Annotated in this window: 22 protein-coding genes and 2 pseudogenes; 3 read left to right on the top strand and 21 right to left on the bottom strand. The window is 56.2% G+C overall.

Annotation, left to right across the window (positions count from 1 at the left end; all coding sequences use genetic code 11):
- Window positions 1–41 precede the first annotated feature (41 nt).
- The 4 genes and pseudogenes from rimA to AC3WMV_RS09170 all read right to left on the bottom strand — a co-directional run bounded on the left by rimA (window position 42) and on the right by AC3WMV_RS09170 (window position 3,702).
- A complete protein-coding gene (rimA, locus tag AC3WMV_RS09155; protein ID WP_103369559.1) occupies window positions 42–821 on the bottom strand; it encodes a S6 modification regulatory phosphodiesterase RimA in 780 nt (259 codons plus the stop codon).
- A gap of 136 nt (window positions 822–957) precedes the next feature.
- Window positions 958–1,830, bottom strand: a complete 873-nt coding sequence (locus AC3WMV_RS09160) for a methyl-accepting chemotaxis protein (RefSeq protein WP_409077692.1) — start codon at window positions 1,828–1,830, stop codon at window positions 958–960.
- Window positions 1,816–2,892, bottom strand: a pseudogene (locus AC3WMV_RS09165) (methyl-accepting chemotaxis protein); the annotation flags it as partial. The gene AC3WMV_RS09160 and the pseudogene AC3WMV_RS09165, both read right to left, overlap by 15 nt.
- 447 nt (window positions 2,893–3,339) lie before the next feature.
- Entirely contained in the window at window positions 3,340–3,702 is a 363-nt protein-coding gene (locus AC3WMV_RS09170) for a DUF6124 family protein (RefSeq protein WP_103369557.1), read from the bottom strand.
- Between the two features lie 501 nt (window positions 3,703–4,203).
- Between AC3WMV_RS09170 and AC3WMV_RS09175 the strand changes: the two genes are divergently transcribed.
- A complete protein-coding gene (locus AC3WMV_RS09175; RefSeq protein WP_178085272.1) occupies window positions 4,204–5,892 on the top strand; it encodes a hypothetical protein in 1,689 nt (562 codons plus the stop codon).
- 412 nt (window positions 5,893–6,304) lie between these two features.
- On the top strand, window positions 6,305–6,517 hold the full coding sequence (locus AC3WMV_RS09180) for a hypothetical protein (RefSeq protein WP_103369846.1): 213 nt from the start codon (window positions 6,305–6,307) through the stop codon (window positions 6,515–6,517).
- A gap of 1,101 nt (window positions 6,518–7,618) precedes the next feature.
- Here the strand turns inward: AC3WMV_RS09180 and AC3WMV_RS09185 are convergent.
- The 3 genes from AC3WMV_RS09185 to AC3WMV_RS09195 form a co-directional block, all read right to left on the bottom strand.
- The gene (locus AC3WMV_RS09185; RefSeq protein ID WP_103368771.1) at window positions 7,619–9,070 is read right to left on the bottom strand and encodes an SEFIR domain-containing protein; all 1,452 of its coding nucleotides are present in this window, start codon (window positions 9,068–9,070) and stop codon (window positions 7,619–7,621) included.
- A 119-nt stretch (window positions 9,071–9,189) separates the two neighbouring features.
- Entirely contained in the window at window positions 9,190–10,467 is a 1,278-nt protein-coding gene (umuC, locus tag AC3WMV_RS09190; protein ID WP_103368772.1) for a translesion error-prone DNA polymerase V subunit UmuC, read from the bottom strand.
- Window positions 10,460–10,885, bottom strand: coding sequence for a LexA family protein (locus AC3WMV_RS09195; protein WP_103368773.1), 426 nt, complete (start codon window positions 10,883–10,885; stop codon window positions 10,460–10,462). Before AC3WMV_RS09195 ends, umuC begins: the two co-directional genes overlap by 8 nt.
- Window positions 10,886–10,980: 95 nt before the next feature.
- Here AC3WMV_RS09195 and AC3WMV_RS09200 point away from each other — a divergent pair.
- Window positions 10,981–11,663 (top strand): annotated as a pseudogene (locus AC3WMV_RS09200) (SOS response-associated peptidase family protein).
- A 71-nt stretch (window positions 11,664–11,734) separates the two neighbouring features.
- On the opposite strand, the gene AC3WMV_RS09205 reads toward AC3WMV_RS09200, so the two are convergent.
- From AC3WMV_RS09205 to AC3WMV_RS09270, 14 genes are all read right to left on the bottom strand, one after another.
- Window positions 11,735–13,555, bottom strand: a complete 1,821-nt coding sequence (locus tag AC3WMV_RS09205; RefSeq protein ID WP_103368774.1) for a DUF4365 domain-containing protein — start codon at window positions 13,553–13,555, stop codon at window positions 11,735–11,737.
- A gap of 122 nt (window positions 13,556–13,677) precedes the next feature.
- Entirely contained in the window at window positions 13,678–14,472 is a 795-nt protein-coding gene (locus tag AC3WMV_RS09210; protein WP_103368775.1) for a DNA adenine methylase, read from the bottom strand.
- A 152-nt stretch (window positions 14,473–14,624) separates the two neighbouring features.
- Window positions 14,625–15,167: a lysis system spanin subunit gene (locus AC3WMV_RS09215; RefSeq protein WP_103368776.1), complete on the bottom strand. Its 543-nt coding sequence runs from the start codon at window positions 15,165–15,167 to the stop codon at window positions 14,625–14,627.
- Window positions 15,149–15,712, bottom strand: coding sequence for a glycoside hydrolase family 19 protein (locus AC3WMV_RS09220; RefSeq protein ID WP_103368777.1), 564 nt, complete (start codon window positions 15,710–15,712; stop codon window positions 15,149–15,151). The genes AC3WMV_RS09215 and AC3WMV_RS09220 overlap by 19 nt, the downstream gene beginning before the upstream one ends.
- Before the next feature lie 34 nt (window positions 15,713–15,746).
- Complete coding sequence (locus AC3WMV_RS09225; RefSeq protein WP_103368778.1) at window positions 15,747–16,793, bottom strand: phage late control D family protein; 1,047 nt, start codon at window positions 16,791–16,793, stop codon at window positions 15,747–15,749.
- A gap of 90 nt (window positions 16,794–16,883) precedes the next feature.
- Window positions 16,884–17,090 carry a tail protein X gene (locus AC3WMV_RS09230; RefSeq protein WP_103368779.1) on the bottom strand — a complete coding sequence of 69 codons (207 nt, stop codon included), beginning with the start codon at window positions 17,088–17,090 and terminating at the stop codon, window positions 16,884–16,886.
- A complete protein-coding gene (locus tag AC3WMV_RS09235) occupies window positions 17,065–17,910 on the bottom strand; it encodes a phage tail protein (RefSeq protein WP_103368780.1) in 846 nt (281 codons plus the stop codon). Before AC3WMV_RS09235 ends, AC3WMV_RS09230 begins: the two co-directional genes overlap by 26 nt.
- Before the next feature lie 9 nt (window positions 17,911–17,919).
- On the bottom strand, window positions 17,920–20,367 hold the full coding sequence (locus tag AC3WMV_RS09240; RefSeq protein ID WP_103368781.1) for a phage tail tape measure protein: 2,448 nt from the start codon (window positions 20,365–20,367) through the stop codon (window positions 17,920–17,922).
- A 155-nt stretch (window positions 20,368–20,522) separates the two neighbouring features.
- Entirely contained in the window at window positions 20,523–20,837 is a 315-nt protein-coding gene (locus tag AC3WMV_RS09245) for a phage tail assembly protein (RefSeq protein WP_103368782.1), read from the bottom strand.
- 11 nt (window positions 20,838–20,848) lie between these two features.
- Entirely contained in the window at window positions 20,849–21,352 is a 504-nt protein-coding gene (locus tag AC3WMV_RS09250) for a phage major tail tube protein (RefSeq protein WP_103368783.1), read from the bottom strand.
- 12 nt (window positions 21,353–21,364) lie between these two features.
- Complete coding sequence (locus AC3WMV_RS09255; RefSeq protein ID WP_103368784.1) at window positions 21,365–22,531, bottom strand: phage tail sheath subtilisin-like domain-containing protein; 1,167 nt, start codon at window positions 22,529–22,531, stop codon at window positions 21,365–21,367.
- Between the two features lie 102 nt (window positions 22,532–22,633).
- Complete coding sequence (locus tag AC3WMV_RS09260; RefSeq protein WP_103368785.1) at window positions 22,634–23,062, bottom strand: phage tail assembly chaperone; 429 nt, start codon at window positions 23,060–23,062, stop codon at window positions 22,634–22,636.
- A gap of 2 nt (window positions 23,063–23,064) precedes the next feature.
- Complete coding sequence (locus AC3WMV_RS09265; RefSeq protein WP_103368786.1) at window positions 23,065–24,603, bottom strand: phage tail protein; 1,539 nt, start codon at window positions 24,601–24,603, stop codon at window positions 23,065–23,067.
- A complete protein-coding gene (locus tag AC3WMV_RS09270; RefSeq protein ID WP_103368787.1) occupies window positions 24,600–25,205 on the bottom strand; it encodes a phage tail protein I in 606 nt (201 codons plus the stop codon). Before AC3WMV_RS09270 ends, AC3WMV_RS09265 begins: the two co-directional genes overlap by 4 nt.
- Window position 25,206 lies beyond the last annotated feature (1 nt).

The raw sequence follows: 25,206 nt of genomic DNA on the forward strand, positions 1-25,206 counted from the left end.
AATGAAACTTTGCTGATCGACAGCACGCGTTCAGGTTCGCCTCAAATCGGCTGCCACGCCTGCGCAGGAATCTGCGCCATCGCCTCAAACGCCGGTTTGGCGAACCAGAAACCCTGCATCAGATAAATCCCGCAATCGGCGAGAAAATCCCGCTCCTCCGGGTGCTCGATGCCCTCGGCAATCACCTCGATCCCCAGTTCGGTACACATGCCCACCACGCCCCGCACAATCGCCTGACGCACTCGATCACGGTGGATATTGCGGATCAGCGCCATGTCCAGTTTGATCAGATCCGGCTGAAAGTCCGCCAGCAGATTCAGCCCGGAATACCCCGCACCGAAGTCATCAATGGCCGTCTTGAAACCAAACTCGCGATACTCGCGCAGGATGTTCATCAAGTGCTTATTGCTTTCAACGTGCTCGCCCTCGACCGCTTCGAAGATCAGTCGATCAAGCGGAAACGCGTGTGCGCGGGCCGCCTCCAGCGTGCTGCGAATGCACAGGTCCGGACGATAAACGGCGTTCGGCAGGAAGTTGATCGAAAGGAACCCGGTGAGCCCCAACTGCGCTGCCGTAGAGATCGCCCGCACACGGCACAGTTGATCGAAGCGATAGCGGTTCTGGTCATCGACCTGCTGCAGAACCGACAGTGCACCTTCGCCCTGCACGCCCCGTACCAGTGCCTCGTGGGCGAAGGTCGATTGATCACGCACATCGACAATCGGCTGGAACGCGAAGGAGAACGCCATATCGGCCTCGCCTTTTTGCCGGCATCCTTGGCACCCCCCGCTGGGCTGGGGGAAAATTGGTGTATTGGTCATGACGCCCCCTGAGAGCGGGTTGCAACCATCCATGGCCCAGAAAAAAATCACTGCACGGACCGGGTGGCGCCGCTTGGCGGCCCCCGCTTATACAGGCTGACCGGTCAATTCCGGCCAAGTTCATTGCGAAATGCCATCAGGTGCGGAAATGCGCCGTCATGCGTTGCAGGTCCTGCCCCAGCGACGCCAGCTCAATGGTCGCAGCAGCACTTTCTTCGCTGGCGACGGCCGACTGATCGGCCACATCGCGCACACTGACGATGCTGCGATTGATCTCATCGGCCACCGCACTTTGCTGCTCGGCGGCGGCGGAAATCTGCAGGCTCATTTGCTGGATCGTGCCGATCGAATGGTTGATCTCGGTAATCGCCTGTTCGGCCTTCTGCGCCAGCACCACGGTGTCCAGCGTGCGCTCGCGGCTGGATGTCATCAGCGTAGATGCCGCTTGCGTGCCCTGCTGCAGAGTGACAATCAGCGCTTCGATTTCCTTGGTCGAATCCTGGGTGCGCTGCGCCAGCGAGCGCACTTCATCGGCAACCACGGCAAAACCACGCCCCTGCTCCCCCGCCCGCGCCGCTTCAATCGCCGCGTTCAGCGCCAGCAAGTTGGTCTGCTCGGCGACAGCCTTGATCACATCGATGACCTTGCCGATCTGCTCACTGTCCTGGGACAGCACGCTCATCGCCGCGCCCAGATCCTCGATCGCCACCGACAGCTCGCTGATCTGCACGGTCGCCTGCTTGACCACCGCACTGCCGTGTCGTGCCTGCTGATCGGCCAGGGTCGCGGCGGCGGATGCGTCGGTGGTGTTGCGCGCCACCTCCTGCACGGTCGAGGCCATTTCGTGCATCGCCGTGGCGACCTGATCCACCTCGACTTTCTGCTGACGCACACCGGCGCTGGTCTGCTCGCTCATCGCCGAGAGCTTCTCGGCCGATGTCGAAATATGTGTCACGCCGTTACCGATCCCCTGCACCAACGTGTTCAGACTTTGCGCCATGTCCTGCATCGCGTTTTGCAGATCGCCCAACTCATCCTTGCGGCTGGATTTGGCTTGCACCGTCAGATCGCCCTTGGCAATCCGCCGCGCCAGCTCCACCGTCAGCGCCAGCGGCCCGGTGATCTGCCGCGAGATCAGCACCGCAGCCAACAGACCGACCACCAGTGCCAGCACCGTCAGCACGGCAATCTGGATAAACGCACGCTGTTGATCGTCCCGCGCCAGACGCTGCTGTGTGTCCATCAGGCCGGTCATGATGCTGTCCATCGCCTGGCTCTGTTGATCCACCTGCTGACGCAGGCTCTGCTTCTGCTCGAACAGCGCGGCGACCTCGACCAGCACCTCACGATAACGGCGCATGCCGGCCTGCGCCTCTTCAAGCTGACTCGCCAGGGCCGCCGGCAAACCGCTGCGCGCCTTGCTCATGTCGGCCAGAAACGCATCGGTGGTGTCCAGCAGCACCTGCTTGTTGGCCTCGCTCGGCACCGCGATATAACGCCGCAACATCAGACGAAACATCGTCATGCCATTGCGCAAATCCGCCACCGTGCGCAAATCCGCCACCCGCGCGCTATCAGCAGACGCCAACGCGCTGGCCGTGGTGCTCTCGAACATGCTGTTGAAGGTCTCGGCGTACTTGTCCGACATCGCTCCCAATGGTTTCAGCGCATCGCTGGTCGCCTTGTCCGCCTCGACCAAGCGCTTGACCTGCTGATCGTAAGCCAGCGTGGTGTCCTGCAAACGCTTCAAGGCCTGCTGGTTTTCCGCCCGCGTCAGGGTCTGCAACGCCTTGGCGATCAGGCCCTGCAACACCGTCAGCTGCGACTGATAAGCCTCGGCATAAGCGACATCCGCCGCCGCTTCGTACTGCTTCTCCGACAGACGCATGTCCTGCGTCGCATCGTTGAGCGTGCCGATCAGACGCGTCGTGCCCAGGCGATCAACCAGCACATTGCTGCTGTTATAGCCAATGAAGGCCACCGCCCCCACCGCCAGCAAAAGAACGCCAAACCCGGCCCCCAACTTTCGGGAAACCTTGATGTTGCCCAGGAAATTCGATGCTTCTGCCATGTTCAGCCTCTAACGCCCTGACGCGATTCAGCGTCAGGCACAAAAAGTAGATCTCTGATAACCGGAGTTACCGCTCATATTCGGGGTCGTCGTCCTGGGCGAAATACGGGCAGCTTCCACTGACCCGGCTGCAACAACCTGACGCGAAAAGCCGTACCGACGGCCCACGCACCAGCGGACAAATCCAGGACTGACGCTGGATTTATCGTTTCAGCAAAGGTGTTGGAACGGATGCTATAAATTTTGGGAAAAGTTGTACAACTTTATATTTTTGTATAATCGTTGAACTTTTTTGAGCGCGTGATGACGCATTGCCATCATTTTTTGTGGCACATCGCTATTGCTGCGAAAACTGGCTGAAACACGCCATTTTGGCCGGTTGTTTTGCGCATCGACAGAACGCCCTCCGCGATCACAAGCTCGCCGCTCGCCACGGAGGGCAGCGATCTACGCCTTGAGCTCGACGTTATCCAACGCCTGATTCACCGCCAACTCCCCCAACATCACCACCTGCGCAATGCCGAGCAGCGTCTTGCGGTGCGAGACATCCAGCAACGCGGCGAAATCGTTGAGCATGGTCGTGGCGGAACCCAGGGATTCGCTGGCATTGGCGAGCAGGGATTCGGTGTCGTAGGCCGGGTTGGCGAGGAACATTGGTCTGGATTGATCACGGCTGGCCATGATCTGGCTGGTTGGGGTGAGGTAGTGATCGAGGGCGCGCTCGGCGGCTTCGTGGAGTTTGCGGGAATCGAGGGATTCGTAGGGGGATGCGGGGTTGGTTTCTGGGGGATTCGGTGTTGGTTTGAACATGGTGTAACTCCTGACGGATAAACGAAAAGGAGCCATCACTCTCGCTACCAAACGAAGGGTGGAGGCCATACGCAGGTTGGTAGACCGGTCGTCAGGAACCCCGGCGCATCCGAAGACGCCCCGCGCATGACCACCATAAAACGAAGACGAGAAACGCCCTCGCAAGACAGTAGTCTTGTGCTTCTGACGGAGGCGGGCTACCAAACCCGATCACTGGTTTTCAGTGACGTAGGGACGATAGAACCCGCGAGCTAGACGCACAAGCCGGCGGATTCTGTCTTAGGTGTAGGGGGAGGCGCAAGGTGGTGTAGGAGCGGGACTGCGACAATTGACTTCAATTAAACAGGCGTATTTAGAGTGCCAAATACTCTCGATTACGAGGATATTCAGTCTTATTTATCGAGTAGATCCCCTTAATATGGACAGTGTATTGAAGCTGGAGGGGCCTCGGCCCACCACCTGTAATCATTTGAGTGAGCTTAACCTGAAGAAGGAAGATCTATGGCAATCGAGAATTGCTTTGGTGCATTGTGCTTCATCCCGCTAGATTCCGCCGGATCCAAGATTTTCGGCTTCTCCGAGTTTTTAGCAGGTCTCGCTCTTATGGTTCTTGCATGGACAATTGGTGACGCCCGCTATCGTTTCCGAGTACGTACCGCCCCAATCCCTTTGCAAACCATAACCTTTTCAGTCGTCGCCGCTGTGGGCGTACTTACATTGCTGACCGATCTGTGGCGCGCTGAAGGATGGCTCGTTCCCCAAGGCAGAATACTCACGCCACCTTTGTGGCAGGCCCTGCTTGCAAGCCTCTTCTTTTTTACATTTCTTGCTTGGGCATGGTTCGCATTTATTAAGCGGCCGACATACGGAAAACGGAATGCCAAGCGCTATGCGGTGACCTTGTATCGAACAATTTTGAAAGGTGATGCGACAGAGTTAGCCGTGATCGCTGACGAACTTTCATATTCAGCCCGTGCTCTAGTGCACCATGCGACAAACCGAAATGGTAACCGCCTGAATCAAGATGAGGACGAATCGCAATCGCCTCTCCCCAAGGTGGAGGGGTACGCCAACGAGTTAATTTTACTTATCGCCGACAAACGCTTCTGTAAGGTAATCGTAGAATCCTCACCGGGTACTGCCTTGGCATTTTTCCAAGAGATAAGCGAATCAAAAAAGTATGGAATTCAGATTGAAATTTTCGCAAAAAATATCGTGAGAGAAGCGCTGCTAAACACAAATTCGTTTCTTTACCACGAAGCGGAAGGTTATGAGTCTGGGTTACTCGGATTCCACAAACCTCTAAGCCAAGCAATGTTCGGAAGCCACATAATGGTCGAGAAAATTGGGACACTTCTTGACCCTGACATTGTAGGCAAATTGAAGTGGACGAATGTACAGTGGGAGGCATACTGCGGATTAGTGCTGATCACTCTTGACGACTATACAGATAGCCCATACTGGAATCACTCTACGGCTCTGTATCGAGCAATGGATTACATTAAGAATGCCGTATCAAATTTGTACAAAGTGAATGGCTTATCCAACTCTTGGGACAGAGACGAAGTTAGCTGTCTCCGGACAACCATGGAATTCATTAGTAATGCGGTCGAGATTCTCGATAAGAAAGGCGTTCCCGACTATATCCGACTCCGCGTGATAAAAGTGCACAGCTACACAAGTGAATCTTTTTACGACCACTTTGCCAACATGATTTTCGAAATAATAGTGCACGCTTCTGCTGTTAGCTCGCCGCAGTGGGAATGCTGGTCAATACAGCACAACTCAATCTGGGGACATATTAGACTTTATCTAAAGGGGCCAGCTGGCAAAGTGATTCAGTTTAAATTGCGCCGACTGTTGTACAACGAGGTCATAAACATGAACAGCTTTCCAAATTTTAAAGGCGCAAGGATTTTAAGATTTTGCTTGAACGTCATGGGATTGAAAATAAGCACCGGTGACTTCGACAAAAACAATCGACCCTTGCACAGAGCAATTTTGGCTTGGACAAAAAAGCATTATGTCTGGCTGCACCAGGACTACCCCGAAGTAGGTGAATTCTGCCTAGTCGACGGAATCACCTATGATATTGAAAACCTTCAATTAGTGAAAACATATCCCACAAATGCGCTTCGACGTGAGCCGAGTTATGAACGCTTACAACTGGAGCCCACGCCTGTCACCTGAGCCCAAAATGGGTCAGATTTATTTAAGACTCCATTTCGCTCGTTTGAAGCCGGGGGAAATGGGGCCTGATTTATTTAGCGCCCCTTTTTCAAGCTGCAGCCCTCGGCAGCACACCACCCAGATGCCGCCCGAGCCCCACCTCACCATTCCTGATAAACTCCCCCACCTCCCAGCCCCACCCAATCCAGAACCGCCAATGTCCCCTATCTCCGCCACACCCGCCCCACTCTCCCGCCGCTTCTCCGTCGCCCCGATGATGGATTGGGCATAGCCCCTCGTTTGCCCCTCGGCCACGCTGGCTCATCCCTCGAAACCACAATGCTTTGTAGCAATTTCTAAGCATGCATCGTTTACCGCCCACAAAGCGCACTACCGGTACTATGCTCTTTCTTTTTCGACAGGAGTCGATGCTATGGCAGACGAATATTCGTTATCGGATGTGCTGGAGAGGATGTACCAGAATCAGCTCGGTCTGGAAGCAGCTTTGATGGAGCTCACGCTTCATGCTGAACAGCAAGGTTTGGCCGAGGTCGGCGACAACGTCCGGGGGGCCTTGTGGGCGATTGGAGAGAACGCCGGACACATAAAGCAGGGCTTGGCAAAGCTCCGAAGCAAACGCCTCTAAACCGCCACACTCCGATCGTGTTGGAGTACTAACGCTGCAAGGCCCATAAGTGCCGAAAACAAAGGGTTTAACGGTTTTTTTAAATCTCAGGCAGTTAGTGTATTAGGCATTAAATGGCATTTTTTGGCATTTGAGTTGCCCCATTTCTACCCCATCGATTCTTCCAATTCGGGGACGATGGCTATAGCTGGAACGCTCGCTGGACATACGGGAACCTTTTTCGTGACTTACCGAGCGGATTGCTACACAGCCACTCTATGCGAATGTGATGAGGCTCAATTGCAGCTAACATCACTTTCTATCAACCTGCATGGGAGAGCCAAGTATGTGGAACAGAAATCAAAATTCTGGCCGTAGAGGCGGACTGTCGACTGGGCCGGGCGGTGGAATGTCAATCGGGCCGGGCGGGGGGGCTTCGATTGGCCCAGGCGGTGGTATGTCAATTGGCCCAGGCGGTGGCATGTCGATTGGTCCAGGCGGTGGGCTATCAATTGGGCCAGGGGGAGGTCTTTCGATTGGACCCGGCGGCGGGTTATCCATTGGGCCAAGGGGCGGTCTCTCAATCGGGCCCGGTGGCGGTCTCTCAATTGGACCGGGCGGCGGATTGTCTACCGGGCCGGAACCTTATATGAGCAACATTCCGCCGTGGCCTGTGTTCGTGCGCGAACTAGAGAAACGCGGTCTTCACCAGTACGCTCAGATGATTAGAGCGCATTTGCCTTACCCTGTTTAGACGCTGCAATTTCCTCAATATATTTGGCTCACCGTCTAAAGGATAGGTGAGTCATACCCAGCGCCCATCAAGCCAACCTGCATTATTTCTCTATCAATCCGTAAAGTATTAGATAGGGATTCGAACCCCTTCAGTCCCTTAACAGGACCGCTCTAGACCATAAAAATCTATGCTTTCAGCCTTGGCACATGGCGTATTGCGATCCTTACCGGTCCTGAATATGCCCTAATTTTGCCCTAATATCTCCCGCACCAGCGAACCTGGCAGTGATGGAGTCCTCATGCCTGGAGACCACCGATAGTCCTTACGCTGCACCATCTAAGAACTCGCCAGGCAGGCGCCCTAAAAAGACGAGGATCGTAGTGTACTTAAGGTACGACTCCGAGGTCGTCGAAACCAGTAAGCGGCCTTGGAGAAAGTGATTGGTAGTCCCAACGCGGCAACCGCCTTCTCTCTTCTTCGAAATCGGTCAATAGCTCTCCAAGCTGAGCCTTCGTGGTTATTCCCAAAAGCTTTCTTACGGACTCAAAATACTGCTCAGAGCGTGAACGCGCAAAAATCTCGAAAGGCCCAGAGTGACGGCCGACGTAAAGAAGCGTTTCCGGGTACCAAGGAAACGTCTGATTAACCTGCACCGTATTACTTCTTAAAAACAATACGAAGTCGGCCTGCATGAGCTCCTGCATAGTAAACCCGCTCGAATGACACCGCTGCTCCAACAAATCTGCTCGCAACGAAATTCTGCGCAAGCTGAGTCGCTTGTTTCGATGATCAAACATCGCGGCATAGGTGCGGAATGCCTCAAAACCGACCGTAACATCTCGGCCGTATTCAGATCGGCCGGGAACGTAAAACGGTGTTGTCAGAAGGTTTGCTGCGAACTCGAACCTCTCTTCCTTCAGTAGGGCAGCAACTCCATAAAGAAAGAGCTCGTGTACGATGAAGCGGAAATTGTCGAAATCAGAGTCGTTCCACTGCGTCACGCTTTGAGGGCGCTCTTGATAGGGCAGCAGGCGCTCAAAAAAGCGATGAACGTGCCGGCGGGTATCCGAATTGTCGCGGTAACGCCCGATGGTCAAAATTAACTCAATGGCTTCGTTCCGATATGGAAGAAAATCTTCGATACTTTTGATGACCAGCTCGTCGTACTCGACTGGACTCGGCTTTGGTATTCTGAATTGTTCGACGCCATCCGCCAAAACCTTAAAATAGTCACCAATAGCGGCATCTGCGTAGGTTCGATCATTTTTGATCGCATCAACTGCTCGACGATGCTCCGCGCTTGTCACAAGCGTGATAGCCCTATTCTCGCGCTCAAGGTATGAAGGCTTCTTTCCAGTGGGTGGTCGTACATGTAGCGGCTGGTCGTGTGCCCACCGAATCAGTCGGTCAAACTCGCTGGCATATCGTGGTGAGTCGGACAGGTCAATGTAGATACGGGATGAGTAATATTTTGGAACACACGCTTTACCGTGTTCATCGTATTCCCTCACTACAGCAACGAATTTCGTAGTGCTGGCGGCCTGATAGATCTCTGCTGAAATGATTTGTGCCTCCGTACCTACGCCACCTGTACGGCTATTAGCCTTGTCCGCATATGTTTTATCGCAAATGAGAATAACTTTCCCCACCCCGGGATCGGTAACCATCTGTTCCATGAAAGCTGCTGATTCTTGCCCCTCCCTCAGATCCCACTTGTCTAGGATCACATGCACGCCACCCGCGGCCAGTTCTTGAGCAAGTTCCTCCACCCAGGTCTCATGCTCTGGGGAAGTCCAGCTATAGGATATAAATAGCTTGGGAGTGTCAGTTGCATCCATTCCGAGTTCTCCTATGAACGCATTTAAGTATAGGTTTGGGCTACCGTTGAGCTTGGCGAACGAACACTGATGATAGTGATGAAAATCCATTAAAACCAAGGCGTATGATCACCCTGTCGCTATTTGCACGCCACCACCCACAGCTGATCAAGCTTGGTCGTATAACTCTGGCTCATCATTTCGCGACGCATCCCCCAGCCCGGGTTGGCGGGCACACTTGCAGCACGAAGCGTCCCCCTGCCCCACCGTCCATTGATATCGTCCAGAACCGCCATCACCCTTGTCGCCTCAGTCGGCTGGGAAATCGTGAACAAATCGTCCGTGTATTCACCCGGCTGACACAGATCCAGCAGCATGACCTCTGCTTTGCTGTAACTGAAACCAGGACGGAACACGCGATCAAGAGCATCGACGGCCGCCGTCGTTAGCAGCCGAACGTCATCCGTTGGATAGGGTAAATCGATTGCGACACCGTTTGCGTATTTAGCCTCATCGGGGTTGAACATGCCGGTGCGGATGCTGACTCGAATCTTCTTGCACAGCGACCGCTGCGCCCGGAGCTTTTCCGATGCCCGCATCATGTAGGTCGCCACTGCCTCCCTAATCGGTGGCAGCTCCTTCAGCCTTTTGCCGAACATCCGACTACAGCAGATCTCCTGCTTGGGCGGATCTGGCTCGTCCAGCTCCAAGCACGCTTTGCCGGCCAATTCCCGGGCAGTTTTCTCGATCACTACACTGAAGTTTTTTCTCAACGTCCACGGGTCTGCTTTGGCCAGATCCATGGCGGTTCTGATACCCATGCCGTCAAGGTGCACTTTCATGCGCCGTCCCACTCCCCACACCTCCGCTACGTCCGTGTTACGCAACACCCAGTCGCGCTTGATTGGGTCGCAGATGTTCACGACGCCTCCGGTTTGCGCCTGCAGGCGTTTGGCAGTGTGGTTGGCCAGCTTGGCCAAGGTCTTGGTGTGCGCGATACCGACACCGACAGGTATACCCGCGCAGCGCAGTACCTGGCTGCGGATCTTGCGGCCGAGACCGTCCAAGTCGTTGATGCCGGTGAGGTCGACGAAGGCTTCGTCGATGCTGTACACCTCAACGGCCGGTACCATCGACTCGATCAGAGTCATGACGCGTTCGCTCATATCGCCGTACAGCGCGTAGTTCGATGAGAACGGGATGATGCCGTGCTGCTTGAGCTTGTGCTTGATCTGGAAGTACGGCTCGCCCATTTTCACGTAGGGCTTGGCATCGTAGCTCCGAGCGATGACGCAGCCGTCGTTGTTCGACAGCACCACGATGGGCACCTTGGCTAGGTCAGGGCGGAATACGCGTTCGCAACTGGCGTAGAAGCTATTGCAATCGATCAGGCCGAATACTGGCGTTACTTTAGACATGGCTGCGCACGCTGCCGATTATTACGCCCCAGATAGCCAGCTCATCACCTTCCAACACATAGCGAGGCGGATACTTGGGGTTTTCAGACAAAAGGATCACGTCCTTTCCCCGAATGCATAGTCGCTTGCACAGCGGGTCATTGTTCAGCAGCGCCACGACGATGTGGCCATGGACCGGCTCCAGCGAACGGTCTACAACCGCCAAGTCTCCGTCAAAGATGCCAGCGCCCTGCATGCTTTCCCCGGTTATTTTCACCAGGTAGACGTGCGGAGCGCGGATGTTGAGCACCTCATCTAAAGAGATGTGTGCCTCAATGTGATCCGCGGCCGGCGAAGGAAAACCAGCGGGCACCTGGAATAAACAAAGAGGCAGCTTCAGGCCTACCTCGGCAATTGGTCCTAAAATTGAATAGCTCATGACGCACGACTTCCAACACTGTACGAATGCACAGTTAACTTTCAGAAGCGCTCGCGGTCAATTTCTGTGGGAAATATCTGATAGGCGGACAGCATATGTGCGGACGACTTTCACACTATGATGGCATCCACGACTTTGAAGCGGCGGTGAGCATGCCAAACGCCCTTGTCAACAACACCGGTGACCAGCCTTTCGAGCGCTACAATGCGGCCCCCACCACCCAGTTGGCGATTTTTCATAAGGAAGGTGAGTACCTGCACGCCGACATGGTCCGTTGGGGATGGCGTCCACACTGGGCGAAGGATCGCGCCGCACCGATCAACGCCCTAGTAGAGAAAGTCGCGCATGGCCCTCTCTTCCGAGCAATATGGCCGCACCGGGCTATCATCGCGATCAACAACTGGTTTGAATAAGTGAATGAAGGCGGAGCCAAAAGCAGCCCTACTTGATTCGCCGAGGAGACAGGGAGCCGATTCTATGCGCAGCAATTGGACAATATCCCAGTGCCGAACATCCACCAGGCGAGCACGACGGCTTTGTGATCATCACAGCCGATAGCGCCGGCGGAATGGTGGACATTCATGATCGTCGTCCAGTGACATTTTCACCCAAATTAGCCCGCGAATGGCTTGACCCCCACACGCCAAAAGAACGCGCCGAACAGATGGTGCTACACCAAGGTGAATGCACGGAGTCCTTTGAGTGGTTTCAGGTGAATAAAGCAGTAGGCAATGTTCGCAACCAGGGTGCTGGTCTGCTGAAGCCATCAGGAGACTGACTGGAGAGCGTGGCCAAGCGCCAATTTGAGAAAAATCACCTTTGCTTCATAGCAAACTGCAATTTATTGACTTACCAAGATCCGAACTTAGCTAACGCGTCTTTATGTTCAGACTCACTATCGTGCTGCCACCGCAAACTCCAGCTCCATTCATCCTCCCTCGGTTTGCAATCTTTACAGGTATCACAATGGTTTTGTTTGAAACCTCTCAAAAACTCTTGCTCCGACTCGTTGTCGTACAAAGGAAATAACAGCCCACCAGTCCCTGCAGCATAATCATGCTTCAAACATACCAACAAGTGCATCCCCCCGGCTGAGTGCATACGGAGTGTTTCGGCCACCATACCGGCGGGACGGTAACTGACGAACAGATGTTCGCACTTATTTAGGATCTCACTTGGATCATAGTTAACGAGCCCGCGAGCGACTATCCCTCCCAACATGCATTTCGGGTCATCGGGGTCCATTCCTAAATCTTTTGCAATAGATGTGAAGTATTTTTTTTGCTCCAACACACTTAAATCAAAAAAGCTTTCCGGCCCACTTTCAGCGCTTGCACATTCGCCGTCAAAATCTTCAAAACGGCCAATCAACTCAGCATTGAACCTTACTAATTTCTTGATTTCCGTAGTCTGTTCCAAGGTAATTTCCGAGCGAACCAAAAACCTATAAAGCGCCACTGCTTTTTCCAGCTCTCCTGTTAGCGAGCAGGACGCAAACACAAGTAAATAAACACTACGAAACCATGCATCGAATATAGAAACAGCGGTGACATCACCTCGATCACCATGCACTGCCCTAAACAGTAAAATTGACACTACAGCACTGACGAAGACGTCACACAAAATCCCGAACTGATCGAGCTTAGTAAGGCGCTGACACAACACTGCAAGTTTTTGCAGATTATCACAGCAAATACTGTATAGCTTATGCTCCTCGATATTAAACATATATTTTTCTATGCTGTTTTCAGGAAGCGCTTTATTAGTATTGTGCATCGCATAAAGCTGCTCAGCTCGAATCCTAAACATCAAGACTCGCGATTTACCTATAGCTAGCAATCGGTATGCTTGGCTTTGCTTCTCCCTAGCTAATGCAAGCAGCAAATCACAAATCAGCAGTTTTTGCTGCAGCTGTTCTCTTTTGATATTGGTAAAAGGCGCAACAGCAAAGGCCTGATCATAATAGAGAGCTGCAACGAAACGGTCTGAGGAAGGAACTATTTCCGAACTTATCAACTGCTTTGATAGTTCATAGACATGCCCAAACTCTTTGCCTCTGAGCAAGTTATCAAGCTGTTGATGATAAGCTTTGAAAAGCGCACCCCCGACATCTTCAATACGTTTTTGCAGTGCATCCGGACTGATGACATGAAGATTTGAAATCGATGATTTCAAACCTTTGAATGCGAGATAATCCCAACAGATACTTACGGCATTTAAAAGCGCATCAGTAGACTGAGGCGAACCTTTGAGAATCTCATTCACGACGGGCAAGTGGATTTGAACTGTTTCATTCAATGCCGACCTTTCGGCCTTTGCAATCAAATCTTCATTTCCTGTCACCGGCACCCAAAAAATGCGCTCGCTTGAAACTTCGACAACGACTAGGACAACAGGAATACCAAATGAAAAATAGTATTTTAACCGTTCCAAACCCAAACCAAAAGAAACAGTCGACCCACCATTTATAAAACTCGAAAACTCCTGACCTTTTATCTGCACTTTGAAAATTGAATTTTCCCCTAGCGCTTTGCCGGCAGCATCTTTTAACTCAATCTCCCCATCAATCCCGTGGTCATTTTGATCTTCTTGAGATCTAAATATCCAACTAGATGGCAACTTGTATAAAAAAACCCTACCAGCAACTGCTCCTATTTCGCCCGCATTCATATTGCCTCCCTATGTACATCGATGCGGGCTGGTTACGCCCAAACCTTTTTATAAAATCACGAAGCGGTATTTAACCTTCGAATCAAGACAGATTACCCGTATTTCTTAGGCACAAACAACTCTCAGAATAGCCCACCGAAATCGTAGTGCGTCCAGTTCATGATGACCAGTTCCCCACTCATCCCTGCTTTGCCTTGCCTTTGATTAGTGTTGCTGTATCGGATGTCCAAAGTTTCAAAATGGAAGCCTTCGAACACGCGACGGATGTCCGGGTGATCGTTGATGCTGACCATCACTTTGCCTTTGCAGCGGCGCATGAAGTCGGCGATCCGCTCATAGTTTTCGAACGGGAAGTCCACGCCATAGCCGGCGGTCTGCCAGTAAGGCGGGTCCATGTAATGGAACGTGTGGGCACGGTCGTAGCGTTCAGCGCATTCAAGCCAGGGGAGGTTTTCGACGTAGGTGCCGGATAGGCGCTGCCACGCGGCCGAGAGGTTCTCCTCGATGCGCAGCAGGTTGATAGCCGGGGCAGTCGTCGCCGTCCCGAAAGTCTGACCGGAGACCTTGCCGGCAAAGGCATGGTGCTGCAGGTAGAAGAATCGGGCGGCGCGCTGGATGTCGGTGAGGGTTTCGGGGCGGGTCATTTTCTGCCATTCGAACACCTGCCGCGAGCTGAGTGCCCACTTGAATTGGCGCACAAATTCTTCGAGGTGGTTCTGCACAACGCGGTAAAGCGTGACCAGGTCGCCGTTGATATCGTTCAGGACTTCGATCGGCGATGGCTGGGGCTTCATGAAGTAGAGCGCGGCACCGCCGGCAAAGACTTCAACGTAGCATTCGTGTGGCGGAAAAAGCGGAATGAGGCGGTTGGCCAGGCGGCGTTTGCCGCCCATCCAAGGGATGATGGGTGTAGACATTGATAGCAAGACCTTTACTGTATGGATAAACAGGTGCTAGGCTCGCCGCGCTTTGTGCACGGAGCAAGAGCCTTGGCTGGACTTGCAGGGACCATCTGCAGGGACGGCGGTCGATCCGGATGTTGACGCATCCGGACCGGCCGCTCTTTTTTTCACTTCGGTGTTGAGACTTCTTTGGCGTATGCCTGACAGGCCGCGAGGGCAATCAGCCCCCGGTCGCCGTCATCGGTGACGCCGATAATTCGTTGAGCATGCGCCGGGTCAAGTTCGGCTCTTGTGGGGCCATGAACCACGCCGCCGGTGGCGGTGGTGGCTGACACCGATCTGTCGCCGGCGTCGGAGGTGGCGTCGAGTAGGACTGACAGGCGCAGATCAGCAGTGGCAAGGCGGTCGCGCAGGCGACCTTGATCACGTTGGACATCGCTCAAGGCTCTATAATGGGTTTGTTCGCTGGCTGCCAGACGCTGCTCGAGCGCGAGGCGCTTGTCTTGTTCGGCACGCTGTTGCACGACCGCAGCCTGGGCCAACTGATTTAGGGTTTCGGTGTGCTGCCGGGACTGCTCGCTGAGCCGACTACCGTAGCGCCAGTCCTGCACCTGCCAGGTAATGGCGGCGGGTATGCCGACCAAGGCGATCAGCAGCACCACCTTGCCCAGCAGCCGATAAGGAGCAGGTATCAGGTCGCTGAGACGCATAAAACCGCCCTCGCCCGCCCCCAAAGTTCGAGCCGATCCTGCAGACCATTGAGACCGCCGTTGATCCGGCGGGTGATCGCGTTGAATTCATTTCGATCCGCAAGCGTGTTCAACCCACTTACCGACCAGAACCATGCCGCCGATTCAGCAGCCCATTGCGGCAACTCCAGCAGCTCTGGGGTACGCAGCAATCGCTCGTCACCGAACAGTGCCAGGCTGCAGCGCAGGTAGTTGTCGTGACCGGTGACCTGGATCAGACCGCGACCGCGATAGCGCTGGCCATCACCATCCGCTGCCGGGGTGTTGCCCAGTTTCGCAGCCAGGTTGCCGGTGTCGTATTTGCTCAGGTACTGATCGCCGCCCAGCTCCCGGACGTACTGCAGCTGACCCGACTCGTGACCGACTTGCGCCAGAAAAGCGGCTTGGCGTTTCGGCGTGTTGATCTGCCGGTGAGCCATGGCTGCGTTGAGGGCGGATACAAAAACGCCCGCTTGGCGGCGGGCGTTGGGCATGATGCGTTGCAGTTGCTGTTCTGTCAGTGACATCGATGTCTCCTTGAGGTGTGGGGATGCGACGCTTTTAGTTGAGCTGAACGACCTTCAGATCCCTCGCCGCTTTTTTCTTCTTGCCTTCGGCTTTCGCCTTGCCCTTCTTGCCGCCGTTGCACTCGACCGTTGTGCTCCAACCGGACTGGGTAAACACCTGCTCCACAGAGTCGACCAGGTACTCGCCATCGAGGCCGACCTTGAAGCCTTGAGCGTTGATCGATCGTTCGGCAAACAGATCGGTGCGCCCAGGCATTTCCAGCCGGACGCCGGCAGTGGAGCGGTTGAACGCAGTGAGACGTGCCTGGGCTGCCGCTTCGGCGGCTGACTTGTTCGGGTAGATGTGGCGGTCGGTATGCACTGGCGGTAAGCCGTCCGGCGATTCGTCGTTGTCTAAAGTGACCACTGCGAGCTTTCCCGTCTTTTTATCCTGGTGTTTGGTCGATACCGCCTTGTGCGTGTTGCGATCCCCGAGACGAAACTGAAAGCGACTGAGGTCGCGCCGTTGGATCAGAACCACACCGAAAGACTTGCCCGAGGCGCTCTGCCCGCCCTGACGTGACATCACCAGCAGTCTTCCGTCGGCGACCTTGGCAGTGCAGTCGTACTGCTTGGCCAGACGCGTGATGAAGTTGAAGTCCGATTCATTCAACTGATCGGCACGCGGCACCTTGGTTTGCACTGGGCACACCGGCTGCCAGCCATTACGTGCAGCGATATCAGCCACGATCCGAGACAGCGGCACATTTTCCCAACTGCCGCTGCGGATCGTTTTGCCGCTGCCGCGCATGTCGCTGGCCTTGCCGGTGATCACCAGCGTATCCGGCGGGCCGGACAGCTCGATCTCATCGACGACGTAACGGCCGATCCGCGTCAGTTTAGTTTCTGCGTAGCCCAGGTAAATCTCGATGCTGGCACCGCGTGGAGGCAGCACCACCGCGCCATCACGGTCGTCGATGCGCAGTTCGAATTCGTCGGACTCCATTCCAGGCTTATCAGTGGTTTTGAGTTGCAGCAGTCGATCATTGATCAGCGCGGTAATGTCGGCGCCGTCGGCGACGATACGAAAGGCAGGAGTCATTTATTTTTTCCATAAAAAAACCCGCACGAGGCGGGTTTTGAAGGGGTGTAGCTGCAGGTACAACAAGGGCTACGCTATGACTGTAGACCATCAACTCCAAAGCGCTAGGCCTTCTTCAATGGGACCAGGCAGATCCGGCAGCTCGATCACGATGCCGGCGCGATACGGCTGCGGCTGATCGGCCAGCCCCTGATTGGCATCAAGCACCGCCTCGACCGTTCCACTCAAATGCCCATAGGCGTGGTAGCACAGGGTGTCCAGCAGATCCCCGTCAGACGTTCTGCAGGTCATCGCCATAACGCGTGAACTCCAATGTAAATGCCTGCTTGCGCGGGATACCGCCCTGCAGGAGCGCGCTCTGTTCTTCTTCGACGTTCTTCAAGCACCAGGTGCCGAGCACGTCGCCATAACCGGTGGTAAGGGTCAGAGGCAGGAGCTGGGCACCGAGGCTGCGCAGGGTGTCCAGCTGCTTGATTCCGCCCTTGAAGCCCGGGAAGATCGCGCCCTTGAGGGTGATTTTTTCCTCGCCGATGCCCACCGCTTGCTGCGCCGGACGGCGGGTCAACCGTTCTTGCGATGCCCAGCGGTACTCAGTCGAGCGCCGCAGCTCGTCGAAGGCGGCGGTGTCCAGGTTGAAGTAATACGGGACCGCCTTGGGATCCAGCGGCTGTACGACTAACAGGTGCGGAAACGGCTTCACCGCTTCCGGCATCGGTGTCGCGTCACCCGCCAGTGATCCGGTCGGCAGAATGTTCCCCAGTGATGGACTGACCTTGCCGGCGATCTTGTTGATCGCGGTGGACGCCCGCGCTGCCTGTTCCTTGAGTTCGCCCATCCGCTCATCAATCTGCGACACGGCGCGGGTGGCCTTGTTGTAGGTGGCCACCACCTGGCCGACCTTGGCCTGCGCGGCGTTGACGCCGCGCATGACACGCTGCAGCTTTGCCCCGACCGCCGGCCCCACGATTGGAATACCTTCCAACTCCGAGGCCGCGCCGCTGATTTCGCTGATGGCACCGTTAACCGGCCCCATCATGCCGTCCAGGCTACGTCGTCCAGTCTCCCCCGCTGCAGCCAGATTCTTCAGACCCGACTGCAGCTGTTCCATGTAGGCCATTGGCCCTCCTTACACATGTGGTTCGTCATACAGCTTGCGGTTCTGCAACTGCTGCGTGGCCTGCTGCATCTGCTGCGCGATGAAGGGCTGCAGCTCACGCGCCATTTGCGCCGGATCCTTGGCATCGCCCTGGACGGTGATGTGCAGCGGCGCCGAGATTTGGACCTGTTGCTCGATTTTCGGCGACTCGGCTTTCGCAGCAGGAACCGGTGCAGCCAATAGAGCCGGTGGCACTGGTGCACTGATAGGTGCGGTCAACGACCTGGCCACATCGCCCATTGCTGCAGAAGGTGCCAAAGGACCAGCTGGCTTGGGTTCGAATGACCGAGCAATATCGCCCATTACTGGCGACAGGTTTTTCCCGGCATCGGCCATCATCAACGGCCCGGCATCTGGTACTTTTTTCAGCGACTCACCAGCGCCGAACAGCTTTTTACCCATGACTCCACCGAGCGCATCGCCGCCCATGTAGCCGAGATAGCCACCAATCAGGCCGCCGACGATGTTGCCGATAATGGGCACTGCCGAACCGATAGCGGCTCCCGCAGCCGCGCCGGCCAGGGTACCTGCCAAACCGCCGGCCGCTTGTCCGTAGCCTTCCGCCTTTTCATCCTGGGTCTCGGCATTTTCATAGGTGTCGTAGGCTTTAAAACCAGCATCCACCACCGCCAGCAGCGCTGGACCTTTCATGCCGCCAACAATCTTGGCACCACGACCACCACCTCCTCTCCCGCCGCCTTTCCCCCCTTTGCCTTTCTTGCCCTCGCCGCCGGCATCGAGATCACCGCCACTCAGCCCGCCACCAGCACCCGGAAGGTTGGTAACGATCACCTTTTGCGGGATGTTCGGATTGCCCATCAGCGTGCCGCGCCCGAGGTTCATCAGCCCCTTGCCAATCTTGAAGGCGCTGACGGCCCCCTTGAGCGCAACCAATCCAGCCACGGCCGTGCCGATGCCGAGCGTGACCCGCGGGAACTCGTCGGCAAAGCCCGACAGCTTGCGACTAACGTTGTTGATGCCGTCGGCCACGGAATCGGTGACCGGCCGGATCGCATCGCCGATGCTGCGCATGGCATCGTCCATCGACTGGGCCATTTCGGACCATTTCTGCGCCGAGGTTTGCCGGCGCTCGGCTAGGTTCTTATCGAGGATCCCGGTCGCCCCGCCGGAATCCTTTTTCAGCTGTTCATACAGATCCTTGTTCTGCATGTACGCAGTCAGCGCAGCCTTGACCTGCATATCGGCGAACAGGTCACCGGTGCGCAAAGCCTCCTCCAGAGACTTCATCATGGCCTTGGCTTTCTCGGGGTCAGCCTCCTTACTGATCGCCGCTGTGGCCTTGGCCATCTCGGCGGCTCGCTTCGGATCAGTCGCTTCGATGTATTTCTGGGCCAGGGCAAAACTGGATTCCAGTGTGGATTTGCCATTCTGCAAACCGGTCTGCATCGACCCCTTATAGTCGATCCCGGCCTTCTGGTAGGCCTTGACCGTCTCACCGGAGCCGATTTTCTCCATCCAGTTTTTGAGGTTGTTAGCCGCTTCGTCCGAACCACCGGCCGTTTTCATTTGCACCTGCAGCATCGCGCCCAACTGCGTCACCGAATCCATGCCGGTGATACCCAGTTTGCCCATGCCAGCCAGCAACTCAGGAAACCACTTGGCCATGTCGACCGCTTCAAAACTGCCCGCCTGGCCTTGGTAGGCGATGGCCTCCAGCGCCTGCTGCATCACTTTGGGATCGGTAATCTTGGCGTTCTGACCCAATGCGTTGATCATCTTCGCCGTTTCAGTGCCTTCCGATCCTTGGCCCACCGCAAACTTGGCTGCGGTCGGTGCATAGGACAGCGCCTTGTCCAACTCCATACCGGCGCCGACCAGGGCGTTGACGACTTCGGCCACCTGATTACGCGCCATGCCTGTATCGCGTGACGTGTCGATCACAGTCTTGGACAGCTGCGCCTCTTCCGGCGTGTTGGCAATGTTGGCCTTGATCGCAATGTCCCGGATGATCGCGCCATAGTCCGCACTGACCTTGGTCGGGATGGCCGCTGCAGCGGTCAGCGCACCGGCTTGACCGAGGGTGCTTTTCAGGCCGGACCGGCCCTCCTCGATCTGCCGGTGGCCCAACGCTTTCAGTTCGGCGCCGGCGGCCACGCGGCCCATGGTGGCGTAGGCCTTGCTGAGCCGCCCCACCTCGACGCCCTGTTTCTTGAGCAGCGCGAGGTTCTTTTCGTATTTCGCCAGCAGCTTGTCTGCGCCTTCGGCGCCGGTGGTGTGCGCCTTGCGCCATTCATCGCGCAGACGCATGGTGTCGCCAATGGTGTTCTGCAACACGCGGGCCTTGCTGCCCACGGTGTCTAAATGTTTGATCTTGCTTTCGACGTCCTTGAACGCTTTGCCTACCGTCGGATCGACGGCGCCGCCAATGACAAAGCCGAGTGCGAGGTTCTTCGCCATGTGCGGACCTTATGCTCAAGGTTGGTTAGGCGGTGGCTCAGTCAGAGAGCCACCACACCAGTTCGTTGAAGGACATGGCCAGGATCTCGGCCGCCGAGAATCCGGTCTCTTTCGCCATACGCTTGGCCAGGATCTTCAACGTAGAACCGTCGCACTTAGTCGTCCGTGACCAGACGAAAGTAGCCGGCCTGCAAGCGCATGTAATCCACCATCTTGAGTCCCACCAGATCCGCCTCGGAGGTCTGGGTCAGCGAGGAAAAAAGCGACAATTCCCGCTGCTCGGCATCACCGTTGGAGGCCGCTTGCGCGGCCCGCACATCCCGCACGCAAGGTGCGCGCATCGTCAGGCGGTCGACCTGCACGCCATTGAGTTCGGTCGGGTATTTGAGGCTGATACGAAACCCTTCCTCGGTCAGTTCCATCCACTTAGGGAGCGACTGTTCGGGTGTAACTTGAATTGCTTGAGTCATTGCGTTTGTCCTTAAAGGCCCAGGGCCGAACGTTCTTCTGCCAGTTGATCAACGCCGTCGACCACCAGCACCATGCCGACCATGTCGATCTCGTAGATCAACCGACCACCGACTTCGAGCTTGTAGTAGGTCAACGCCATGTTGTGTTTACTCTCGGCTTTTTCACCGGCCTTCCAGTCGCCCATGTCGACCTCTTTGAGGCCGCCGCGCATGGTCACGATGACCGGAGTGACCTTGCCCTTGAGGCCTTTGAACGTGGCTCGGAACACCGCCGTACACGCGGTGCGGTCGGACAGGCCGAACCATTTCAGCGCCTCGCGGCGCACACCATTAGTGGTGAATCCGGCTTCGAGTTTCTCGACACCGGTCGGGATCTCGATCTCGCCGGCCATGCCGCCGCCCCGGTAGGTTTCGGTTTTCAGCACGACCTTGGGCAGGGTCAGGCTCGGCATCTCGCCGGCAAAACTCACGCCGTCGATAAACCCGGCGCAGTTGGACAGAACTTCAGGAATCATCAGGTGGCCTCCTTAGGCGGCTTCAAGCACTTCGGTCATCCACTCGTTGGTGACTTCGAAGAGGAAATTCGGGTTCTCGGCCGGCGGCACGTCGGTGAAGCGGATCCGCCAGTACACCTTGCCCTGCTCGATCTGGCTGGCCGTGTTCAGCTCCTGGTCGGCGTACACCTCGAAGTTGATCACCGCTCCCTGATTTTTCAGGTCGCGCATGAATGCTTCCAAGCCGTCGGTGACGTCCTTGACGTAGGTCTTGGTGATCGAGCGGTCGACCGCCCATTTGTGCCCGGCCTGCACCGCGTCCATGAGAATGAACAGCGTGCGCACGCGGGTGACGAAAGCCCATTTCGGATCGCTCGACAGAGTACGGTTGCCCCAGAGGCGATAACCGTCGTCGCGAATGATCGTGGTGATGTTCGCGTTGTTGAGCAGGTTGGCCCGGCAGGTTTCATCGCCGTCCAGGTACTCGACGGCGCGGGTGGTACCGGTGATGCCGGTGAGTTCCTTGTTCGAAGGCGAGGCCCAGAAACCGTAGGTAGCATCCGTCCAGGCAAACAGACCCGCCGTCCAGGCCGAGCCCGGTGCATCCACGGTTTTGCTTTCACCGGTATCCCAGTACTGCACGCCCGGGTCGACCATGAACAGGTTGCGACTGCCGAAGTTTTTCGCGTAGGCCATCGCGGCCTCGTCGGTGGTGCATGGCCCGTCGATGATGCCGATGGCCCGCAGCTTCTGCGCCAGGCTATCCATCTCTGTGGCCACCGCTTGCGTGGCCGAATGACCGGGCGCGATCAGCAATCGCGGCTGGGCATTGAACAGGCTTTTGCCATCAAGCAGCGCCTTCAGGCCAGTACGCTGACCCGAAGCTAACACGCCGCCGATGATGGCCGAGGTCTGCAGCGCCGGGTCGTCCATCTTTGGCACACCGATGGCGACGATCACCGCCTTGGCTTTGGCGTAGATCGCCTGGCAGGCTTTGGTGATCGCCGACTCGGCGCCGAACGCGGCAATGGCTTCACGCTCGGTAGTGATCAGTTTGAGTTCGCCGGCCTTGGCGGTACCACCACCGAGCTGCCCGGGACTGAAGGTGTCGCACAAGCCGATGATCGACGAGGACGGCAACGAGATAGTGCGTGCGCCGGTATCGACCGAAGTGGTCGTGACGCCGTGAAAGAAACTCATAGAGGTCAATCTCCAGAAACGAAAAAGCCCCGCATAAGCGAGGCTGTGAGGGTGTTCGTGTTACGCGTAACGGAAAGAAAACGCCCCGTCAGTGCGGAGCGCTTATTGAAGCTGACCGGACAGCCACTGCGGTGCGACCGGGCGGTGATCGATCAGTGGGAATTGCCCCCCTTGCGGCCAGTCGCGCAACAGCCGACGATAACCTTGCAGCTCGGTATATTGCTCAGGCGTGATCGAGGTCGACCCGCCTTCCTCGACCTCGTCGCGATGGCGTGAAACCAGAGGGTCAGTAGCCGCCAATTGCCGATCACGCCAAACACGCTCAGCGGCGGCCAGCACCTCAGCGCTAGGCGCCGGCCGCTCGACAAGGATAGGGCCGTCGAACTCGTCAGCAGCGACAACCATTCCGGCAGACTGACCCTCCAGAATCGCGCGACGCTGCTCATCGGAGACCTCGACCCCGTCATCAGGTACGCGGCTGTTGATGGTGTCGTCGTAGAAGCCGCACTCAGACGCACTAAAAAAAATCATGATCAATACCCCCACGCGCGCCAGGTTACGAGTTGACTTACCGAGGTCTGAGGCCCCGTGTTTGCGTTGATAGCAATGGTGCTCAAGCTGGCACCGTTCTTTCTCGCACCGGCAATCGCGAACTCACCACCAGAGATCGCCAATGAGTTGGACACTGACGCCATCGCCCCGAGAATTGCCGCAGGGAATGCGATGGGCAGCGTAATGTACGATTCAGTGTTGTCATTGATCGTTACGGTTCCCCACTGCTCGATCAAACCTGACGGATACCGTTGATAGCCATTGGCAAAAAGCCCGGCGAGTCCAGATCCGCCCACCGCGAGCCAGTTCACACCTGTTGCGATAAATTCTGTCGCAACGCCGTTACCCAGCACCACACTGTTCGAACCCACCTGATTGCCATTTGGCCCAGTGATTGCGCCGTTAATTGACCTTACAGTACAGACGGTCATTGCTCCCGCCTGAATGTAAATACGACTTCCAAGGGGCAACAGCGTGACATCAGGCAGCGTTAGAGTGACAGTCGCCCCGCTTGCATAGACGTACTTGCCGACATCTACCGCCGTTAAAACCGTATTTACCGCATAGGCGACGTACCCAGCCAAACTTCCCGCCGCGCGCTGCACAAACTCGGTCGTGGCAAGTTTCGATGAATTATCAAATTGCGGCTGTGTGTTGGCCGATGGGTTAACCAATGTCGGAGCATTGATTGGCGCAAAGCCTTGCGTCACGTTTTGGAATGTCAGCGCCGTTGTACCTAAGACAATCGCCCCGTCGGTAATCAACTGCCAACGGGTGTCGGCCAACGTGGTGCCCTGTTCAACCGACACTAGCAACGCCGATGTGACCTCTGTATTGGAGTCCGAATCCGCCGCTCGCGACCAACCCGCCGCTGCCGCGACCCATATTCCGTTGTCCTTGGCGGCAGTCTGGTTTTTCACCAGTACCCGATCACCGACAACCAGTGCCACGCCGTCGATGGACTGAAGCCCGGACAGCACGATGTTTGCCGTCGTCGCGAGCCGCACCGACTGCTTGTTGTCGAGCTTGTACAGCTCTTCCAGAATCTTCGCGTCGACGTATTCGCGCGTAGCCAGCACCACTGCCGGATCGATCTTGAGCTGAATATTGCCAGTGCTGGTGACGATGAAGTTCATGCGCACAATTTGCGTGCGGCCTGAACCTTGCGACAGCAGGGGCTTGAAGCTTGGCGCGCAGTTGGCCACCGCCACTAGATCACCGTCCGCGTCGTAAAGACCGATCTCACGAATCCACTTGCCACCCTCGTCTGCCGGGATGACCTGTTCGGCGATTATGATCGCTGGATTGTTTGGATCGACCTTGAGCTGATTCAACGGCCGGCGCCGCCATTCGTTGATCAGTTTGGTTTGCAGCCGATCAGGAATGGGATCGGTGCCGTTAGCATCACCTACGCCCATTTGGCTGATCAGCCAGGGAACACCGAGTGCATCGGCATTCGCTTGCTTTGCCTCTCCGACCTTGGTCAGAATGGCGAAAAACTGCGAGTTCGCATCAATCATTGGTAAACGTCCAGAGTGTCTACGGAGTGTTCGCGCCCGACCACGCCAAAGCTGCCGGTGACTTCGATGTCACGCATCACTGGCGGGTAAACGTCGATTACGTCGCCCTCGTACAGAGCGACACTGATGTTCAAGTTGCCCTGGGTTTCGAGGCTGATGGCGAGGCCGGTCAGTTGCCGGCTGACCGGTTTGGCGTCATCAATCAGGCGTTCCAGTTCGAGGTACATCTCCTCGGTGATGCCGGTGTCGAGTACACCGACCTTCAGCGCGAAGGTACCCGGCACGCCTTCCGGTACGCTTTGCCACCACTCCAGCACCTCGATCAGGTAACCCAGCGGTTCGACTACTCGGCGTAATGCGCCGATAGTGCCCTTGTGCTTGTGGATGTAGAACGAGGCCTTGATCGCGGCACGCTTGACCGGTTCCGACCACGCAGGATCCCAGCGGTCGACCGACCAAGCCCAGGCCAGATGCGGCAACAGATGAGCCGGACAGGTGTCGGGGTTGTACAACGTGCGTAGCGGAATCAGCGTGGTCTCGGCAAAGGTCGCCTCGATAGCCCGTTCCAGGGGAGTGCTGTTGAGCGGTAGAAGACTGCGCATA

It is taken from the genome of Pseudomonas sp. FW305-3-2-15-E-TSA4 (genome assembly GCF_058787295.1).

Excerpts from the sequence above, each read along its gene's own strand:
- AC3WMV_RS09160 (WP_409077692.1), bottom strand. The coding sequence starts at position 1,830 with ATGCAGGACATGGCGCAAAGTCTGAACACGTTGGTGCAGGGGATCGGT.
- AC3WMV_RS09220 (WP_103368777.1), bottom strand. The coding sequence starts at position 15,712 with ATGTCACTGACAGAACAGCAACTGCAACGCATCATGCCCAACGCCCGC.
- AC3WMV_RS09255 (WP_103368784.1), bottom strand. The coding sequence starts at position 22,531 with ATGAGTTTCTTTCACGGCGTCACGACCACTTCGGTCGATACCGGCGCA.
- AC3WMV_RS09240 (WP_103368781.1), bottom strand. The coding sequence starts at position 20,367 with ATGGCGAAGAACCTCGCACTCGGCTTTGTCATTGGCGGCGCCGTCGAT.
- AC3WMV_RS09210 (WP_103368775.1), bottom strand. The coding sequence starts at position 14,472 with ATGTCTACACCCATCATCCCTTGGATGGGCGGCAAACGCCGCCTGGCC.
- rimA (WP_103369559.1), bottom strand. The coding sequence starts at position 821 with ATGACCAATACACCAATTTTCCCCCAGCCCAGCGGGGGGTGCCAAGGA.
- AC3WMV_RS09195 (WP_103368773.1), bottom strand. The coding sequence starts at position 10,885 with ATGAGCTATTCAATTTTAGGACCAATTGCCGAGGTAGGCCTGAAGCTG.
- umuC (WP_103368772.1), bottom strand. The coding sequence starts at position 10,467 with ATGTCTAAAGTAACGCCAGTATTCGGCCTGATCGATTGCAATAGCTTC.
- AC3WMV_RS09185 (WP_103368771.1), bottom strand. The coding sequence starts at position 9,070 with ATGGATGCAACTGACACTCCCAAGCTATTTATATCCTATAGCTGGACT.
- AC3WMV_RS09205 (WP_103368774.1), bottom strand. The coding sequence starts at position 13,555 with ATGAATGCGGGCGAAATAGGAGCAGTTGCTGGTAGGGTTTTTTTATAC.
- AC3WMV_RS09260 (WP_103368785.1), bottom strand. The coding sequence starts at position 23,062 with ATGATTTTTTTTAGTGCGTCTGAGTGCGGCTTCTACGACGACACCATC.
- AC3WMV_RS09270 (WP_103368787.1), bottom strand. The coding sequence starts at position 25,205 with ATGCGCAGTCTTCTACCGCTCAACAGCACTCCCCTGGAACGGGCTATC.
- AC3WMV_RS09250 (WP_103368783.1), bottom strand. The coding sequence starts at position 21,352 with ATGATTCCTGAAGTTCTGTCCAACTGCGCCGGGTTTATCGACGGCGTG.
- AC3WMV_RS09180 (WP_103369846.1), top strand. The coding sequence starts at position 6,305 with ATGGCAGACGAATATTCGTTATCGGATGTGCTGGAGAGGATGTACCAG.
- AC3WMV_RS09225 (WP_103368778.1), bottom strand. The coding sequence starts at position 16,793 with ATGACTCCTGCCTTTCGTATCGTCGCCGACGGCGCCGACATTACCGCG.
- AC3WMV_RS09170 (WP_103369557.1), bottom strand. The coding sequence starts at position 3,702 with ATGTTCAAACCAACACCGAATCCCCCAGAAACCAACCCCGCATCCCCC.
- AC3WMV_RS09265 (WP_103368786.1), bottom strand. The coding sequence starts at position 24,603 with ATGATTGATGCGAACTCGCAGTTTTTCGCCATTCTGACCAAGGTCGGA.
- AC3WMV_RS09215 (WP_103368776.1), bottom strand. The coding sequence starts at position 15,167 with ATGCGTCTCAGCGACCTGATACCTGCTCCTTATCGGCTGCTGGGCAAG.
- AC3WMV_RS09235 (WP_103368780.1), bottom strand. The coding sequence starts at position 17,910 with ATGGCCTACATGGAACAGCTGCAGTCGGGTCTGAAGAATCTGGCTGCA.
- AC3WMV_RS09245 (WP_103368782.1), bottom strand. The coding sequence starts at position 20,837 with ATGACTCAAGCAATTCAAGTTACACCCGAACAGTCGCTCCCTAAGTGG.
- AC3WMV_RS09175 (WP_178085272.1), top strand. The coding sequence starts at position 4,204 with ATGGCAATCGAGAATTGCTTTGGTGCATTGTGCTTCATCCCGCTAGAT.
- AC3WMV_RS09230 (WP_103368779.1), bottom strand. The coding sequence starts at position 17,090 with ATGGCGATGACCTGCAGAACGTCTGACGGGGATCTGCTGGACACCCTG.